Origin of the sequence: Ruthenibacterium lactatiformans, assembly GCF_000949455.1 — a bacterium.
GTDB lineage: Bacteria > Bacillota > Clostridia > Oscillospirales > Ruminococcaceae > Ruthenibacterium > Ruthenibacterium lactatiformans.
Window position 1 is genome coordinate 59,132 of the sequence record NZ_JXXK01000001.1, and the last position, 13,234, is coordinate 72,365.

Sequence of the window (13,234 nt, forward strand, 5' to 3'; positions counted from 1 at the left end):
AATGTGCGCAGGAGACGGCTGAAACATGGCGTTTCGTGCGTATTTCATTCGGAAAAGCTTTACTGGGATAAGAAAAGGCCAAGGCCGGGCTTTTGCCCGGCCTTGGCCTTGTGTGGGAGGGTCTGCGTCAGGAAACAATGCGTTCCGCTGTATACACAGTGGAAGTATCCGCACGAATGCCGCCCGGATCGTACACATCGGCGATGATCTTTGCACGGTACACGCCGGAGGAAAGGCGCATTTCGTGCGCCAGCGCGGCACTGCCTGCGCCTCCGGCACTGAAGACGAAAATATCGTCCCAGGTGCCCGACCAGGTCTGTACGTTTTTTTGCAGCACAACGGTCAAACGTGCACTTTGCACAGCATTATACAGCTTGACGTGGGCGGTGATGGTATACTGTGCGGCGGTGCTGTCGATCGCGCCGCCGACAGATTGGATACAGCCTGTTTTGCAGATGATTTGTTGCAAGGGGCATCCTCCTTCAGCATAGCGTTCTTAAACCATTGTAATGTTCTATATACGCGGCATCCACACGATTTATGACAGAAAACCATCCAAACAAAAAATTTTTACATATGTGAAGACCGCAGGAGAATGAAAATAGCGGGCCGTATAAACCGACCCGCCACAGGCTAAAGTTTGAAAAAGGGGCGGCGGCTGCGCCCGCAGGCGCGTGTCGAAAAGCAACCGCGCTGGAAGCGCGGCTCTTATAGCGCGCAGACGCCCCTTTTTCATTTAAAATAACCCACGCCGTGCGCGGCGAACAAGGCCAAAAGCCCTGTTCGCAGGCAGCTTGGCGGAAAAGCGTAGCTTTTTTGCCAAGCTGTAGCGGGTGGTATAAAACCGGCCCGCCATTATATCATTTTAAAAAGCCCGCCACGATTTTTGCTTCAGCTTCTTCCTCTGTAAGGCCGAGCGTTCGCAACTTGAGCAGTTGTTCGCCAGCGATCTTACCAATGGCCGCTTCATGGATGAGCGCGGCATCGCCGCTGTTTGCGGTAAGTTCGGGTGCAGCCGTTACAGTACCGTTGTCTGCAATGATGGCGTCACATTCCGAGTGGCCTGTGCAGCGCGTGTTGCCAACGATACGCGAGCGGTAAGCCTGATGAGAATTTCCCTTGGCAACAGAACGGGAAATGAGGTCCACGCCAGAGTCCTCTCCGTCGAGAAAAACTTCAAAATCAGTTCGCGCCTGCTGGCTGCCCTCAGTGAGGAGCCGCTCACGGATATACAGCTTTGCACCTGCGGCCAGGGTGGCGCGGGTGGTGCGCGTGGTGTCATCCACGCCGCCGAGCTGCGTGGTGTCCATTTCCAGTATGGCGCCCTCTGCGAGCGTGGCTTCCGTTACGGGGTCAATGCTGCGTTTGCCGCTGCCGCCGCCCGTACCGATATGCTTTTCCAGATACACGACGTGAGCGTCCCGTCCCAGAAAAAACCGGTGGATTCCGTTGTGGCGGGCGGGTTCTCCGTCGTCGGTGTGCACACCGCAGCCAGCGACAATGGTCACGTCGGCGCCGTCACCCACAAAAAAGTCGTTGTAAACCAGATCATCAACATCTCCGTGAGTCACACAGGCGGGAATGGAAACGCTTTCGCCTTTTGTGCCGGGCAGAATGCGGATATCCAAGCCGGGGACGTCGGTTTTGGATTCTATTTTAATATGCGCGGTGGACTGCCGCCCTGCGCATTGGCCGTTTTCACGAATGTTGAACGCGCCGTTGAAAGAGCCGGCCCAGTCCGAAACGATGCCGAGCAATTTTTCAGTGATGCCGTTCATTGTTTTCCAACCTCCTTGTTGGGACATTGCGTGCAGCCGGCTGCGCCGTCCAATAACCCGGGCAGCACCAAGGCACGCGGTCCGGCCTGCTGTACTACACCGTCGGCAATGACTACGATTTCATCCGCGATGGCGAGAATGCGTTCCTGATGTGAAATAATGACAAGCGAACCGTCCAGATGGCTGCGTAAGTCGCGAAAAACGTCGATAAGCCCGGTGAAGCTCCACAGGTCAATACCTGCTTCCGGCTCGTCGAACAGCATGAAGCGCGTACCCCGGGCAAGCACAGTGGCGATTTCGATGCGTTTGATCTCGCCGCCGGACAGGCTGGCGTTGATCTCACGGTCCATATATTCGCGGGCACACAGCCCGACTTTTCCCAGAAGCTCGCACAGTGTTGCTTCGGAAAGAGCGCCTCCTGCGGCCAGTTCCACGAGGTCGCGCACGGTGAGTCCTTTGAATCGGACGGGCGTCTGGAATGCATAACTCACGCCGCAGCGTGCGCGTTGGGTAACGTCAAGCGGAGTAATGTCTTTTCCGTCCAGGAATATCTGCCCGGATGTGGGTGTCTCCAGCCCGGCGATCAGCTTCGCCAGCGTTGTTTTCCCGCCGCCGTTGGGGCCTGTGAGCACGACAAGTTTTCCGTCCGGAATAGCGAGGTCCATACCTTTGATAATTTGTCCGCCTTCCGGTGGCTGCCATGTGAGTTTTGATAATTTCAGCATACTATGAATATTCCCTCCTGAAGCCGGTTGAGCATATAATCGCGGCAGAATACTTCGTCGATGATGATGTGGAAAACGCTTTCTATACTATTATACTCCACTTTGGCAAAATAACAAGACTTAAATGAAAGATTGTTCAGATGCAAAAATGAGGAAAACTGGCAGAAGTGAAGCAGATGCGGTTGAGATAGAGCCGTCGATAACAGCGCTGTGGTATAATAACCTCAGGCCCGCCGCTTACGCGGCTGTGCACATTTTATGCGCTGATGCACTTTCGCGTATAGAGTTGAAAACATTGAATCATGCAAAACCGCAGCGGGTGTGGTTTCGTTGTGGCCGCTTCGCAGCGTTCATGATATAATGATTCCACTACCGCCGCGTCGTGTTCGCTGTTTCCCGGCCAGAGCGAGTCAGGCCGCTGTATATGATTTTTATAGAAAGCAGAAAAGGAGCCGCCATGAAAGATATCGTCATCTCCGGCGCCCGAGAGGGCAATTTGAAAAATATCTCTCTGCAGATACCACGGGAGAAGCTTGTGGTACTCACGGGCGTGTCCGGTTCAGGAAAATCCACGTTGCTGATCGATGTACTGTTCAATGAATGCCAGCGGCAGTATCTGGAGGCGATGGACTTGCAGGGAATCCGAAAGCCTCAGGTGGAAAGCATCCGAGGCGTTTCTCCGGCCGTGTGCATCACGCAGCGCGGGGCGAATCGAAACCCACGTTCCACTGTGGGCACTGTCACGAACATTTATACGGAACTGCGCATGCTGTACGAAAAGCTGGCGGTACGCAATTGTCCGCATTGCGGAGCTGCCATTTGCGCGGCGGACTGCTTTGAAACCACGGAAAAGCGCGGCGGAGATTTTTTTGTCTATATGGACTGCTGTGTATGCGGCAAACGCATGGATAAGCTGACGCGCACGCAGTTTTCCTATAACACCAAAGAAGGGGCATGTCCTGAATGTCAGGGGCTTGGCCAGACACTCAAGGTGGACCGAACGGGGGCGGTGGATGAGCGGCGTTCTCTGGAGGATGGCGCTGTGCGTTTTTGGGCACAGAAATACGCTGAATACCAGACGGGTGCGTTTTATGCGGCTCTGCGGCATTATGGGCTCCCTGTACAGCCGGGGACGGCAGTCGAAGCATACAGCGATCTGCAAAAGGCAGTGCTGTATGAGGGAACTTCCTGCTCTGCGCTGCAAGAAACGTTTCCGAATATAGCCGTGCCGAAAACTGTCGCGCAGGGCAGGTTTGAGGGCGTGGAACCGATGCTTTGGAGGCGTTTGCAGGAAAAGGGCGGCGACGCTAAGGGGATGGAGGGGTATTTCCTTCATACGCCGTGCCGCGCGTGCGGCGGCGAGCGGTTGAATCCTCTGAGCCGCGGCGCCGCTGTGCGGGACGTGCGTTTGCCACAGCTTTCTGCGCTTTCGCTGGATGAGCTTCGCAGGTGGCTTGAAAAGTTGGAGCAGGAGCTGCCTTCCGCGCATCAAAAACTGGTGGAGCCGTATTTGCTGGATCTGCAGACAAAGCTTCGGCGCTTGTCGGATGTTGGTTTGGGATATCTTTCGCTGGAGCGGCAGGCGGGAACACTTTCAGGCGGTGAAACGCAGCGCCTGCGGTTGGCCGCGGCGTTGGACTCGGACATCACGGGGATATTTTATATGCTGGACGAGCCGACGGTGGGCCTGCATCCGCAGGATACGCAGGGTATGATCGATGTTTTGAAACAGCTGCGTGACAACGGCAATACTGTACTGGTGATCGAGCATGACCCGGATGTAATGCGCGCTGCGGATCATATCATCGACATTGGGCCGGGTGCGGGCCGGCATGGCGGACAGGTTGTCGGCAGCGGCACGCTGGAAGAGCTGGCAGCGCAGCCTGATTCTGTCACGGGCGCCTGGTTGGCGAGGCATCGGCCGCAAAAGCGGACGCCTCGGGCGGGGGACGGCAGAAGGGTGAAGATAAGGAACGCCTGCCTGCACAATCTGCAAAATGTGGATGCGGAATTTCCGATCCGCTGTCTTTCTGCGGTGACGGGGGTGTCCGGTTCCGGAAAGTCCTCGCTGGTATTCGGCGTGCTGGCGGACGAGAGGGAACAGCGTACACATGTTGCGGGGCTGGAACATTTCAGCCGTGTGGTGGTTATTGAACAAGAGGCGCTTGTCCGCATGCGCCGCTCCAATGTAGCGACCTATACAGGACTGTATTCTGATATCCGCAGCTTGTTCGCGGCAACGCCGCAGGCCAAAAAGCTGGGATTGGGAGCAGGGGCTTTTTCCTTTAATACAAAAGGGGGCCGATGTGAGACGTGCGAAGGCCTGGGCGTTGTTCCAAACAATTTGCTGTTTTTCGCGGATACGGAAATCACATGCCCGGTGTGCGGCGGCAGGCGCTTCGGCGAAAAGGTTTTGTCTGTCCGGTGGAACGGGAAAAATATTTCCGATATACTGTCGCTTTCCGTGGAAGAGGCGATGGAGATGTTTGCCGCAGAACGCAGGTTGGCGGCGCGGCTGCACACGTTGTGCGGTGCGGGGTTGGGCTATTTGGAGTTGGGGCAAACGCTCACGACATTGTCCGGCGGAGAAGGCCAGCGTCTGAAGCTGGCAAAGGAACTGATGGAGCAGGCACAGAACAATGTGTTGTATTTAATGGATGAGCCGACCGTAGGCCTGCATCCGCTTGACGTTGAGCACTTTCTCGCGCTGCTGAACGGTATGGTGGAAGGCGGTGCTACGGTGATTGCAGTGGAGCACAATCAACAGGTGATCGCTGCGTCGGACTGGGTCGTTGAGCTGGGGCCCGGCGGCGGGGTGGACGGAGGACGGGCCGTGTTTTCGGGGACGCCTCAGGAACTGGCTGCCTGTACGGAGTCTGCAACAGGACGTTTTTTGGAAGGCTGGTAGCCTTGAATAAGCTAAAACGAACGCTCCGGCGCGCATTGCCGGGGCGTTCGTTTTGCATCTCTTCAAATGTGTATATGGGAGTTTTGAAAATAGCGGCCTTTGTTCAAAGTGTGGTAAGCAGATATTGATAAGCCTTTTCCAAAAAAGTGAAATCGACCGCGTCAATATAATATTGCTCCAAAGCGTCATGGCATTCTTTGGCTTCCTTCTGAATGGAAGAAGCCTGTGCGAACAGCTCATCCACGGCGCGCTTATTGAAGTGCAGGCGCTTGCGGCGCAGCTTCAACCCTTCCTTGTTGCAGAAGCGTGTGCAGTGGATGGTGCGTTGGCCGGAAAACTGTATCGGATGATATGAGTTGCTGGTGACAAAGCAAAGACGCAGTGCGGGAATGAACAGATGCTCGATTTTTTCGTATGGGCTCATGGAACAATAACAGGTTACGATGTTGTGTCCTTTCTGCAGCGCCTCCTCCCGCAATGCGTAGAGCAATGTGCGGCTGGCGGCGCCGTATTCGTCATCCAGTACTACGATCGTGTCTGCAAGCTTTGCGATCGTATTGCTGTAAAAAATTATCCCCTGTAAAGTTAATGCGCTTAACAGTCTGATTTCTTCGTGCGGAGCCTCTCCGGAGGAAGAAATGTAACGGCGGGAAAGTGTGCCTGCAAACGCGCGCGCCTTTGCGGTGTCCGTACAGGACAAAGCGACGCGCATGCTGTCCTGCAGCAGGCTGCCGGCAGCAGTGATATAACGTGTGGCGCGCTCGACCAATGCCGTGTTTTGCCGGAAGAGGCTGATGATCTCGCTTCGATGTGCTTGAAGTTTGTGACGGTCTACTGCACGGTACAGAGACACGATATCCTCGAACGCGACAGGATATACAGGCTCCAGCACATGCGGCGCAGTTCATAAACACACTTTTTAAATGAGTGGAGGGTAAAGCGGCCGATGGGATGAGCGGCTCTGCAAATTTTGAACACGTTGATGCTGGAAGGCAAAACAGCCTTACATGCGATCAGGGAGCTAAATGAATGCAATGCTTTTTACCAGGTTAAAAACCGCATTGGTCAATGTGGTGTTTATTGCTTCAACGCCGGCGTTGCTTTTGCCGGCTGCAGACAGGTATACTTTGATTTTGGGTTCAGTGCCGGATGGCCTGATTATCAATTTGTTTTGGCCTTTCAGGTGATACTCCAACACATCGGCACAAGGCAAACCGGTATTTTCCGCGCGGCAGCCGTCTTTTCCGTCGGGGGACTGCGTTATCGATGCCCGCGGCCGTACCGGCTGGAGGTGAAACGGTTATGGCTACGCGGGCGGGTTGTGAGATAGGGGAAACGCCAAACAGCGCAGGGTGTGACAAGTATACCCTGCGCTGTTTTCTGATGCTGTTTTCATCAAACCAGATGCTCTTCAAACCGCTGTATGCTTTCGTTTTTACCGACCACGACGATGATATCATCCACCGCAAAAACATGAGCGGGATTGATGTCAGTCATCGTCTGTTCGCCGCGCTCAATGGCTATGATGTTTAACCCGAATTTGCGGCGCAGATCGGCCTCCTGTACGCTGCGGCCAACGAGCTTTTGCGTGATGCGTATCTCCGATATCTCAATATTGCTGTTGAGAGATATATAATCCAGCACGCTGCTGGAAAGCAGGCGCTTGGCAAGGCGCAGCGCCATGTCGCGCTCAGGGTAGATGACCTCCGCGCCGATTTTTTCCAGTACCGCGCCCTGATCTTCGCTGATCGCTTTGGCGATGACATTGGGCACGCCCAGACTTACGACATTGAGCGTGGTGAGGATGCTGGTGTCGATTTTTTCACCGATACATACGACGACGGTGTCGCAGTTTTGAATGCCGGCTTCCTCCAGCGTCTCGCGGCCCAGATCGTGCGCGACAAATGCGTGTTCGGTGTATTGGCGCAGCTCGCGCACCTTTGCCTCGCTGCTGTCGATGATCATTACGTCTTTGCCAGCGGCAGCCAGGCTTTTGGCCAGCGCCGTGCCGAAGCGTCCCAACCCGATGATGCCGTAGGACGCGGAATCCTTATTTTTTGCCATGCTTTTCTCCTTATCCAATGGTGATGGTTTCTTCTGAATACCAGACGTGCTGCTCCGTTCGGAAGGCCCAAAGCGAGGCCACAGTCAACGGGCCGATACGTCCGGTGTACATGATCAATATGACGATCAGTTTGCTGGCGGGCTGGAGCTGCGGCGTAATGCCTGTGGACAGGCCCACCGTACCGAAAGCGGATGTCGCTTCAAATAAGAGCTGCAGAAATGTGAGGTCTGGCTCCAGAAGACACAGGATGAACGTGCCGCCGCATACGACGAACGCAGACAGCAGCGTGACGATAAAAGCTTTTTGGACGACTTCTCCGGCCACAGTGCGCCGGAACGCCGTGGGCATCCGCCCGGTAGCCGCGCTGCGCGTCGCCTGCAGAAGAGCGAACAGCGTAGTGGTTTTTATGCCGCCTCCGGTGGAGCCGGGCGACGCGCCTACGAACATGAGAAGGATCAAAACAAACAGGCCGGCGTCAGTGAACGAACCGATCGGATAGGTGGAAAAACCGGCCGTTCTGGCCGAAACGCTCTGAAAGAATGCGCCCAGCCATGTGACGTTTTCCGTCGCTTTCAAAAGCAGCGTGCCCAGAAGGATCAATACCGCGCTCATCACGATGACGACTTTGGAGTGCAGAGCCAGCGCGCGGAACGAACGCTTTTTTAAGATGTCGAGGATAACCAGAAAACCCAATCCGCCGAAAATGATCAGCCCAGCGGTGGTTAAGTTGAGCAGTAAATTGTTCTGATAAGGGATCAGATTTTGCAGCCCGCCGAGAATGTCAAAGCCGGAGTTGTTGAACGCGGCAATGGAATGAAATATGCTGATGCCTATGGCTTCCACCGGAGGATGATCCTGTACGAAAACCAGAAAGCTCAACAGCGCGCCCGCACCCTCGAAGCACAGTGTCATGAGCAGAATGGATTTGACAAGCCGTACGATGCCTTTTCCGTTTTCCATATTCATGGCTTCACGCACCAGTAAACGGCTTTTGAAACCTACGCGTTTGCCTGCTACCAGAATGAAACCGACGCCTACAGAAGTAACGCCCAGACCGCCGACCTGGATGAGCAGCGCAACGATTGTACGCCCGAACACGGTGAAATGATCCGCCGTGTCGATGGCGATGAGCCCTGTAACACAGACCGCGCTGGTGGAAGTGAACAGTGCATCAATGGGGGTGACCTGCGCGCCGTCTCGAACAGATACAGGAAGCATCAGCAATGCGGCTCCGGCGAGGATCACCAGCGCGAAACCTGCGGCAATCAGGCGGCCCGGAGGCTGCCTTTTGATGAAATTCATTTATTTGACCTTGCTTTCACAAAATATTTTACGGAATGTTTTGCGGAAATGATCACGCCTCCTGTGAGGAGAGCAGCCAGATCGCTCCGCCGCCCAAGGCAAGTGAAAAAAGGCACATAAGCCATTGCGGGACGGAAACAGGGAAGCCGGGAAACAATTCCGGCAGAGAACCCAGCACAAAGCCTAAAATCAGCAGATAGGTTTGCTGCGGATGCTTTTCCATGGCGCGTTCCAGCAGCTTAGTCGTTAGTATAATCCCCAAAAGCACGCCCGCACCAAGAGGGAGCAGATAGGGCAGATAAAGGCGGCTGATGGATTGGATGACTGTATTGTACATGTCCATCATGAGAAGAAGATAAGATACGCTGATGCCCGGAAGAACAAGTGCAACAGCCGCGACCAGGCCGGCGCAGATCAAAAACAGCGCGCCGGGATTTTCCGCTCCGGAGGCGTCTGCTGCTGGCAGAATGGAAAATAATGCAACGGCGCTGAAACCGACCACGAGAAACACGGGGAGCCGCCAGGAGACGCTGTGTATCTGTGCTTTTTTCAGCATCATCGGCGTGCTTCCCGCCACCGCGCCGATGAAAAACCAGCGGAGCACGAGAGGATAACGCTGCAGCAGGTAAAGCAGCGGATTGGCGAACAGCAGCATCCCGGCACCGCCTCCCAGAGCAAATAGAAGCAGAAACAAGGCATTCCTTTTTTTACAGGCAAAAAAGGAACTCACCGAAGTGATGAGTTTGTCGTATATACCCAGGATCATTGCCATGGAACCGCCGCTTACGCCGGGCACAAGCATCGTGCCCCCCACACACAGCCCTTTCAAAAATATTTTCAACCAGTTTTCTTTCATAAGCCTCCTTGTTTTCAGCGGTTCCAGTTTGGAAAAGGCACAGCCGGCGCCTCACAGGCGCGGGCCATGCCCTTTTCAGTGTCCGCCCTTTAAGGGAAAGATTTCCCTGAAAGTCGGCGGACGGAAAATCCGCGAATTGCAGACAGTATAGCGAACCTCTTTATGCAATGTCAATGAAGATAGGCTTTTTTTAACGAAGCCTTTACGAGGATCATTTTTGAAGAAAGTATCGAAGCATTTACCCGTGATTGAACCCCAACGTTTCAAATGGTATGATATTGGTAATACAGTAATAGGACGCGTGGCGTCGGGACATCTCAGGAGGTATTGCAATTATGCTGGCCTATACTTATGTGGAACGCGGAAAATTCGAATTGCAGGAAAAACAAAAGCCTGCCTTGCAGGATGACCGGGATGCGATTATCAGGGTAACGCTGGCCAGCATCTGCACCAGCGATCTGCACATTAAGCATGGCTCGGTGCCGCGCGCTGTGCCGGGCGTTACCGTTGGGCACGAAATGGTGGGCGTGGTGGAGGCTGTGGGGCCGGCAGTAGCGGCTGTAAAGCCTGGAGACAGAGTGGCGGTAAATGTAGAGACGTTTTGCGGCGAATGCTTTTTTTGCAAGCATGGCTATGTAAACAACTGCACTGATCCGAACGGCGGGTGGGCGCTGGGCTGCCGCATCGACGGGGGACAGGCGGAGTATGTCCGGGTGCCGTATGCCGATCAGGGGTTGAACAGGATTCCGGCCAATGTCAGCGACCGCCAGGCTCTTTTGGTGGGCGACGTGCTGGCCACGGGTTTTTGGGCGGTACGCATTTCTGAAATCGGCCCGGAGGATACCGTGCTCATTATCGGCGCCGGGCCGACAGGCATCTGTACGCTGTTGTGCGCACTGTTGAAAAGGCCTGCCCGTGTTATTGTCTGTGAAAAGGACGCGGCGCGCCTGCGCTTTGTACGGGAGCATTATCCGGAGGTCCTGACGGTGGAACCGGTTCATGCGCTTGAATTTGTACGGGCCAACAGCAGCCACGGCGGTGCGGATGTGGTGCTGGAGGCAGCGGGCGCGGAGGAGACATTCCGTCTGGCCTGGAAGTGCGCGCGCCCAAACGCCGTGGTCACCATCGTTGCGCTGTATAATGGCAGCCAGATACTGCCGCTGCCGGAAATGTACGGCAAAAATCTGACATTTAAAACGGGCGGTGTGGATGGCTGTGACTGCGGAGAGATCCTGGAGCTTGTTTCGCAGGGCAAGCTGGACACCGAGCCGCTGATCACGCATACCTATCCGCTTAAGGAAATCGCCGCAGCTTATGATTTGTTCGAGAACCGGCGCGACGGTGTGATGAAAGTGGCGATCGAGTAGTTTTTCAGGACATGAGGGCAATGGAACAGCCGGGGTGCAGTTTGAACTGTACCCGGCTGTTTTGCTTTATAAAACGAAATGGCTGGAAAAATTGAGATTTTATAGTATTGCACAAAAAACGCATTGGGATTTCTGTCAAAAAAGAGAAAAAACAATGCACTGAAAACTTCTCCTTGCATACCAGAAGGTGCGGCGATATAATAAAGCTACAATTATTTCGAACTCCGAAATAACGGATTCGGAATCCGAAATAATAGGTGGCGGGAGACGTCCCGCTGCTCAGAATGCCATTGCAATGGGAGAATTTGAAACATGAAAAAAACAGGTTTGAAAGAGATGAAACGGCGCAACAGGGAAATGCTGATCCGCACGATCCTGGAAAAGGGCGAGTTGTCACGCATTGAGCTTGCGCATGAAACACAGCTTTCCCCCAGTACAGTGTCCGCTCTTGTAGGAGAGCTGCTGGAAGAGGGGATTCTGGCCGAAAGCGGCCAGAGGGCCATAACGGCAGGCCGAAGCCGTACTGCACTGGACATCAACACCGAATACGGCTGCATAGCGGTTGTAAACATCGGGAGAAAGGGCGCAAGCCTTGATTTGTTTGATATGTGTTTGAACCGCTGCAACGGCAAGGTGTTGTCGGAAAGCTATCTTTCCGGCAATGAGTTGCTCGTTGCCATCACTGCCGCGGTGTTTGAGCTTTTTGATTCCGCCAGCCTCCATGCTGGTAAGGTGGCCGGCTTCGGTCTCTTGTTCCAGGAGGACATGAAGGCGAGCGAATTTAACGTAATGTATTCCACCGGCTTTTCCTCCGCGAGCATTTCGCTGCGGGAAGCGCTGATTACACAATTTCGCGTGCCGGTGACGGAAGAGTACTCTCAGGTATATACGGTGAGCCGTGCGCTGGAGCAGCGGGAGAATGTGGAAGCAGAGAACACCGCCCATATCGCCATTGGCGAACGCGTGCTGGCCAGCATCACGCTGTCCGGACGGCCGCTGCCGCTGCGGGAAGGTATGTGCTCTGATGTCACTCCGATGCTTTGCGGCGACGCGCTGGTCCTGCCGGCGCTTAAAGCGGCCGCAGGCCCCGATGCGGAAGAGACAGGGCTTCTGCCCGCCCGTCAGGGCGGTTGGGCGGGTATCCTATCCGCGCAGATTTCCGGCCTGATCGCAGTGTTGTGCACGCTGTTCCCTCTGGATACCGTTTTGCTGTCCGGACACGCTGCAAAAGTGCGTGGATTTGTAGAGCAGGTGGATGCGCAGGTCAAGCAGAGGCTTTCCGAACAGGCGCCGGAGGTGCGTCGGGCTGATTTGCCGCATCGGGATCTTTCGGCGTTGCTGGCGGAGCGTATCCGTAAGAACGTTCTTTGTGCGGGCTGAAATTATTTTAAAAAAATTTTGCTTCAAGGTCTGCCGCGGCACACCGCAGGCGGGGGGGGACGAGTACACCGCCTTCAGAACGGGAAAGGAAGGGAATGACAGAATGGATTATACAGAAATGCTCACAGATAACCGATTTTCCGTCATAGCTGCATTGCCCCGCAACGATCTTGCGCTGGCGGAGGCTGCATTGGAGGGCGGAGCGCAGGCTGTCAAGGTGCACTGCAATGTTTGGCACCGCGCCAGCGGAAACACGTTTGGCACCTTTGCAGAAAACAGGACTTTTTTGCGTGAGCTGATCGCCCTGTGCGGGGATGTGCCAGTGGGCCTTGTTCCCGGCGGGGAGGACGCCTACATCAATGAGGAGGAGCGGCTGGAGCTGGAAGAGATGGGGCTTTCCTTTTTTTCCAGCTATGCGCAGTACGTTCCCTGCCACATGATGGAGAGCACGCGCCTTTCCAGCATGATTGCCATTGGTACGGATTATACCCAGAATACACTGGATGCTGTGCGCGCATCCGCAATCGACGTTTTGGAATGCAGCATCCAGCCGGGAGAAAATTACGGCACGTCCATGAATTATGCGGATATCCTGCGTTATTCGGACATTGCGGCTAAGACGGCCAAGCCCTGTGTGGTGCCCACACAGCGGCGGATACGCCCGGAAGAGGTGCGTCATCTGGCTGCTGCGGGATGCAAGGCCATAATGATTGGCGCCGTTGTGATGGGCGGTGCGCGGCCGGAGGACGTAAAGCGTGCCACTGCCGCTTTCCGTGCGGCTGCGGACGCAGTCTGAACCCTGTATGTAGGCCGCCGCCCGGCGGCTGAACATAGAACAAGGGGCCCCTGGCCC

12 protein-coding genes are annotated in these 13,234 nt (G+C 55.0%); 5 read left to right on the plus strand and 7 right to left on the minus strand.

All coding sequences use genetic code 11. From position 1 onward, the window contains the following. Positions 1-127: 127 nt before the first annotated feature. From TQ39_RS00295 to TQ39_RS00305, 3 genes are all read right to left on the minus strand, one after another. Positions 128-469 carry a hypothetical protein gene (locus tag TQ39_RS00295; protein ID WP_009325628.1) on the minus strand — a complete coding sequence of 114 codons (342 nt, stop codon included), beginning with the start codon at positions 467-469 and terminating at the stop codon, positions 128-130. A 391-nt stretch (positions 470-860) separates the two neighbouring features. Beyond that, positions 861-1,778, minus strand: coding sequence for a SufB/SufD family protein (locus TQ39_RS00300; RefSeq protein WP_050004154.1), 918 nt, complete (start codon positions 1,776-1,778; stop codon positions 861-863). Then, the gene (locus TQ39_RS00305) at positions 1,775-2,503 is read right to left on the minus strand and encodes an ABC transporter ATP-binding protein (protein ID WP_009325631.1); all 729 of its coding nucleotides are present in this window, start codon (positions 2,501-2,503) and stop codon (positions 1,775-1,777) included. The genes TQ39_RS00300 and TQ39_RS00305 overlap by 4 nt, the downstream gene beginning before the upstream one ends. A gap of 457 nt (positions 2,504-2,960) precedes the next feature. Here TQ39_RS00305 and TQ39_RS00310 point away from each other — a divergent pair, with 457 nt between their 5' ends. Continuing rightward, the gene (locus TQ39_RS00310; protein WP_050004155.1) at positions 2,961-5,411 is read left to right on the plus strand and encodes an excinuclease ABC subunit UvrA; all 2,451 of its coding nucleotides are present in this window, start codon (positions 2,961-2,963) and stop codon (positions 5,409-5,411) included. A gap of 103 nt (positions 5,412-5,514) precedes the next feature. On the opposite strand, the gene TQ39_RS00315 is transcribed toward TQ39_RS00310, so the two are convergent. Further along, positions 5,515-6,303 carry a hypothetical protein gene (locus TQ39_RS00315; protein WP_050004156.1) on the minus strand — a complete coding sequence of 263 codons (789 nt, stop codon included), beginning with the start codon at positions 6,301-6,303 and terminating at the stop codon, positions 5,515-5,517. Positions 6,304-6,381: 78 nt separating this feature from the next. Between TQ39_RS00315 and TQ39_RS22060 the strand changes: the two genes are divergently transcribed. Beyond that, positions 6,382-6,741, plus strand: a complete 360-nt coding sequence (locus TQ39_RS22060; RefSeq protein ID WP_432213956.1) for a hypothetical protein — start codon at positions 6,382-6,384, stop codon at positions 6,739-6,741. A 65-nt stretch (positions 6,742-6,806) separates the two neighbouring features. Here TQ39_RS22060 and TQ39_RS00325 read toward each other — a convergent pair whose 3' ends face one another. The 3 genes from TQ39_RS00325 to TQ39_RS00335 are packed head-to-tail and all read right to left on the minus strand — an operon-like array spanning position 6,807 to position 9,634. After that, the gene (locus TQ39_RS00325) at positions 6,807-7,475 is read right to left on the minus strand and encodes a potassium channel family protein (RefSeq protein ID WP_009325635.1); all 669 of its coding nucleotides are present in this window, start codon (positions 7,473-7,475) and stop codon (positions 6,807-6,809) included. Between the two features lie 10 nt (positions 7,476-7,485). Further along, positions 7,486-8,778: a TrkH family potassium uptake protein gene (locus TQ39_RS00330; RefSeq protein WP_009325636.1), complete on the minus strand. Its 1,293-nt coding sequence runs from the start codon at positions 8,776-8,778 to the stop codon at positions 7,486-7,488. Positions 8,779-8,830: 52 nt separating this feature from the next. Further along, positions 8,831-9,634 carry a DUF368 domain-containing protein gene (locus TQ39_RS00335; protein ID WP_009325637.1) on the minus strand — a complete coding sequence of 268 codons (804 nt, stop codon included), beginning with the start codon at positions 9,632-9,634 and terminating at the stop codon, positions 8,831-8,833. Between the two features lie 335 nt (positions 9,635-9,969). Between TQ39_RS00335 and TQ39_RS00340 the strand changes: the two genes are divergently transcribed. The 3 genes from TQ39_RS00340 (at position 9,970) to TQ39_RS00350 (ending at position 13,177) form a co-directional block, all read left to right on the plus strand. Next, positions 9,970-11,001, plus strand: coding sequence for an alcohol dehydrogenase (locus TQ39_RS00340; protein ID WP_009325649.1), 1,032 nt, complete (start codon positions 9,970-9,972; stop codon positions 10,999-11,001). A gap of 312 nt (positions 11,002-11,313) precedes the next feature. After that, a complete protein-coding gene (locus TQ39_RS00345) occupies positions 11,314-12,381 on the plus strand; it encodes a winged helix-turn-helix domain-containing protein (protein ID WP_009325650.1) in 1,068 nt (355 codons plus the stop codon). A 103-nt stretch (positions 12,382-12,484) separates the two neighbouring features. Then, positions 12,485-13,177: a hypothetical protein gene (locus TQ39_RS00350; protein ID WP_050004358.1), complete on the plus strand. Its 693-nt coding sequence runs from the start codon at positions 12,485-12,487 to the stop codon at positions 13,175-13,177. Positions 13,178-13,234 lie beyond the last annotated feature (57 nt).

Bases quoted from the DNA above. Each gene is read 5' to 3' on its own strand.
- TQ39_RS00300 (WP_050004154.1), bottom strand. From the start codon at position 1,778: ATGAACGGCATCACTGAAAAATTGCTCGGCATCGTTTCGGACTGGGCC.
- TQ39_RS00305 (WP_009325631.1), bottom strand. From the start codon at position 2,503: ATGCTGAAATTATCAAAACTCACATGGCAGCCACCGGAAGGCGGACAA.
- TQ39_RS00310 (WP_050004155.1), top strand. From the start codon at position 2,961: ATGAAAGATATCGTCATCTCCGGCGCCCGAGAGGGCAATTTGAAAAAT.
- TQ39_RS00325 (WP_009325635.1), bottom strand. From the start codon at position 7,475: ATGGCAAAAAATAAGGATTCCGCGTCCTACGGCATCATCGGGTTGGGA.
- TQ39_RS00330 (WP_009325636.1), bottom strand. From the start codon at position 8,778: ATGAATTTCATCAAAAGGCAGCCTCCGGGCCGCCTGATTGCCGCAGGT.
- TQ39_RS00335 (WP_009325637.1), bottom strand. From the start codon at position 9,634: ATGAAAGAAAACTGGTTGAAAATATTTTTGAAAGGGCTGTGTGTGGGG.
- TQ39_RS00340 (WP_009325649.1), top strand. From the start codon at position 9,970: ATGCTGGCCTATACTTATGTGGAACGCGGAAAATTCGAATTGCAGGAA.
- TQ39_RS00345 (WP_009325650.1), top strand. From the start codon at position 11,314: ATGAAAAAAACAGGTTTGAAAGAGATGAAACGGCGCAACAGGGAAATG.
- TQ39_RS00350 (WP_050004358.1), top strand. From the start codon at position 12,485: ATGGATTATACAGAAATGCTCACAGATAACCGATTTTCCGTCATAGCT.